Source organism: Pseudoxanthomonas sp. LjRoot204_2, from assembly GCF_056175765.1.
The window spans coordinates 1-2,868 of sequence record NZ_JBGFFG010000419.1; the positions used below are offsets into that span (position 1 = coordinate 1).

The following is a 2,868-nucleotide window of genomic DNA, read 5'->3' on the forward strand; positions in this document are numbered from 1 at the left end:
GCAGTCCCCAGGCGCAGTCCCCAGGCGGAATTCGACGGCAAGGCATTCGCCGCCGGCTTGAGCACGGCACCCGGCGTGTACCGCATGTACGCGGCCGACGATACGCTGCTCTACGTCGGCAAGGCCGGCGCGCTGCGCAAGCGCGTGGCCAGCTATTTCAGCAACTCGCCCAAGTCGCCGCGGACCTTGTCCATGCTGACCCAGGTCGCGCGCATGGACGTGACGGTCACGCGCACAGAAGCGGAGGCGCTGCTGCTGGAGAACCAGCTGATCAAGTCGCTGACGCCGCGCTACAACGTGCTGCTGCGCGACGACAAGAGCTATCCGTACGTGCTGCTTACGCGCGAGGCGTGGCCGCGCATTGCATTCCATCGTGGCGCGCGCGCAGTGCCCGGGCGCTACTTCGGTCCGTATCCCAGCGCCGGCGCGGTTCGCGAAACCCTGAACCTGATGCAGAAGCTGTTCCGCATCCGCAATTGCGAGGACAGCGTCTTCCGCAACCGGTCGCGGCCTTGCCTGCAGTACCAGATCGGCCGCTGCAGCGCGCCGTGCGTCGGACTGGTGGAGGAGGCGGACTACGCGGAAGCGGCGCGGCGCGCGACGTTGTTCCTCGACGGCCGCAGCGACGAACTGACGCGCGAACTGGGCAGCGCGATGGAGCAGGCCAGCGCGAACCTGGAGTTCGAGCAGGCGGCGCGGCTGCGCGATCTGGTGGCTTCGATCCGCACGCTGCAGGCGCGCCAGTACGTGGACGGACACGCCGCCGACCTCGACGTGCTGGCCTGTGCAATGCAGGGCAGCCAGGCGTGCGTGCTGTTGCTGGCCTTCCGCGATGGTCGCAACCTCGGCACGCGCACGTTCTTCCCGAAAACCAACGGCGAGGACTCCGCCGCCGAAGTGCTGGGTGCCTTCGTGTCGCAGTACTACGCCGAGCAGCCGGCACCGCAGGAGATCGTGCTGGACCGCGAGATCGCCGAGGCGGAGCTGATCGAACATGCGCTGGCGGCCGCGGCCGGTCGCAAGGTGCAGCTGAAGTGGAACGTCCGCAGCGAACGCGCGGGCTACCTGGACCTGGCGCGGCGCAATGCGGAGATCGCGCTGGTGACCGAACTCGGCAGCCGGAACGCGCAGACCGCACGCAGCGAGGCGCTGAAGGAACTGCTGGGACTGCCCGAGGTCGCCAAACGCATCGAGTGCTTCGACATCAGCCACACCATGGGCGAAGCAACGGTCGCGTCCTGCGTCGTGTTCGACGCCGCCGGCGCGGTACGTTCGCAGTACCGTCGCTACAACATCTCCGGGATCACGCCCGGCGACGATTTCGCCGCCATGCACCAGGCCATCGAGCGGCGCTTCCGGCGCGCGGTGGAAGAAGGCGGCGTGCTGCCGGACGTGCTGCTGATCGACGGTGGCGCGGGACAACTCGCGCAGGCGCAGTCCGCGCTCGCGGACCTGGGCGTGGATGGCGTCACGCTCGTCGGTGTGGCCAAGGGAGTCGAACGGCGTGCGGGGCACGAGGCGCTGGTCCTGCCCGATGGCCGCGAATTGCGGCCGGGTGCCGCGTCGCCGGCCCTGCAGCTGATCCAGCAGGTGCGCGACGAGGCGCACCGGTTCGCCATCACCGGGCATCGTGGCAAGCGGCAGAAGGCGCGCATGACCAGCAAGCTGGAGGACATTCCCGGCATCGGTCCGCGCCGGCGCGCGAGCCTGCTCAAGCACTTCGGCGGGCTGGCCGGGCTGAAGGCCGCCGGTGCCGACGAGATCGCCCGCGTCGACGGGGTGAACGCCGCACTGGCCGAGCGAATCTACGCTAACCTGCACGGGCTGCCGTCCCCCGAGGCAGGAAACGAGTAAGCCTGCGATGAAGTTGACTGTTCCCACCTGGCTCACGTTGCTGCGGATCGTGCTGATCCCCGTGCTCGTGCTGGTGTTCTACCTGCCGTACTCGTGGACCAACTTCGCAGCGGCCTTCATCTTCGTGCTCGCGGCGGTCACCGACTGGCTGGATGGCTGGATCGCCCGGCGTTACCACCTGTATTCCGCCTTCGGTGCCTTCCTGGACCCGGTGGCCGACAAGCTGATGGTGGCGGTGTCGCTGTTCCTGATCGTGCAGGACACCCCGACCATGTGGATGGCCATCTGGGCCGCGGTCATCGTGGGTCGGGAGATCGCGGTGTCCGCGTTGCGCGAATGGATGGCGGAACTGGGCCAGCGCGCCACGGTGAAGGTCGCCGCGCTGGGCAAGATCAAGACCATCGTGCAGATGGTGGCATTGTCCTGCCTGCTGTACGCCTCGACGCCGGGCAAGCAGGTGCTGGCCGACATCTGGATGGGGCGCTGGGTGTTCCTGCTGGGCGACTGGCTGCTGGCCATCGCTGCGTTGCTCACGCTGTGGTCGGGCATCCAGTACCTGATTGCGGCATGGCCGATCCTTCGCGACGGCGACAGGAAGCCTGTTGACATGCCGGAACAAGACGCTACAATTTCATCTCTCTCGACGCGGGAATAGCTCAGTTGGTAGAGCACGACCTTGCCAAGGTCGGGGTCGAGGGTTCGAGTCCCTTTTCCCGCTCCAGTTTTTCGTCCTGAGAGGGACGGTCCACAAAACCCCGTTCGCGGGGTTTTGTGTTGTAGGGCGCCTTGAAAAGGTGCCTTGATTGCGCCAGTCTGGCGCGGTCGCCATCGGCCTGGTGGCAGAGTGGTCATGCAGCGGACTGCAAATCCGCGTACGCCGGTTCAATTCCGACCCAGGCCTCCAAACCAGAAGGACCGCGATGGTCTTTCGATGCGGGAATAGCTCAGTTGGTAGAGCACGACCTTGCCAAGGTCGGGGTCGAGGGTTCGAGTCCCTTTTCCCGCTCCAGTTTT

The 2,868-nt window shown here is 66.7% G+C and carries 2 protein-coding genes and 3 tRNA genes; all 5 read left to right on the plus strand.

All coding sequences use genetic code 11. From position 1 onward, the window contains the following. Positions 1-57 precede the first annotated feature (57 nt). A complete protein-coding gene (uvrC, locus tag AC04L7_RS15830) occupies positions 58-1,854 on the plus strand; it encodes an excinuclease ABC subunit UvrC (protein WP_475513381.1) in 1,797 nt (598 codons plus the stop codon). A gap of 7 nt (positions 1,855-1,861) precedes the next feature. Then, positions 1,862-2,509 (plus strand): CDP-diacylglycerol--glycerol-3-phosphate 3-phosphatidyltransferase, encoded by a 648-nt coding sequence (gene pgsA / locus AC04L7_RS15835; protein WP_299343266.1) that lies wholly within the window; start codon positions 1,862-1,864, stop codon positions 2,507-2,509. Then, positions 2,500-2,575 (plus strand) — tRNA-Gly (locus tag AC04L7_RS15840). Before pgsA ends, AC04L7_RS15840 begins: the two co-directional genes overlap by 10 nt. Before the next feature lie 109 nt (positions 2,576-2,684). Next, positions 2,685-2,758: transfer RNA gene (locus AC04L7_RS15845), tRNA-Cys, on the plus strand. A 29-nt stretch (positions 2,759-2,787) separates the two neighbouring features. Next, positions 2,788-2,863, plus strand: a tRNA-Gly gene (locus AC04L7_RS15850). Positions 2,864-2,868 lie beyond the last annotated feature (5 nt).

What these genes read in the sequence shown, in the direction of transcription:
- pgsA (WP_299343266.1), top strand. Translation starts at nt 1,862, where the DNA reads ATGAAGTTGACTGTTCCCACCTGGCTCACGTTGCTGCGGATCGTGCTG.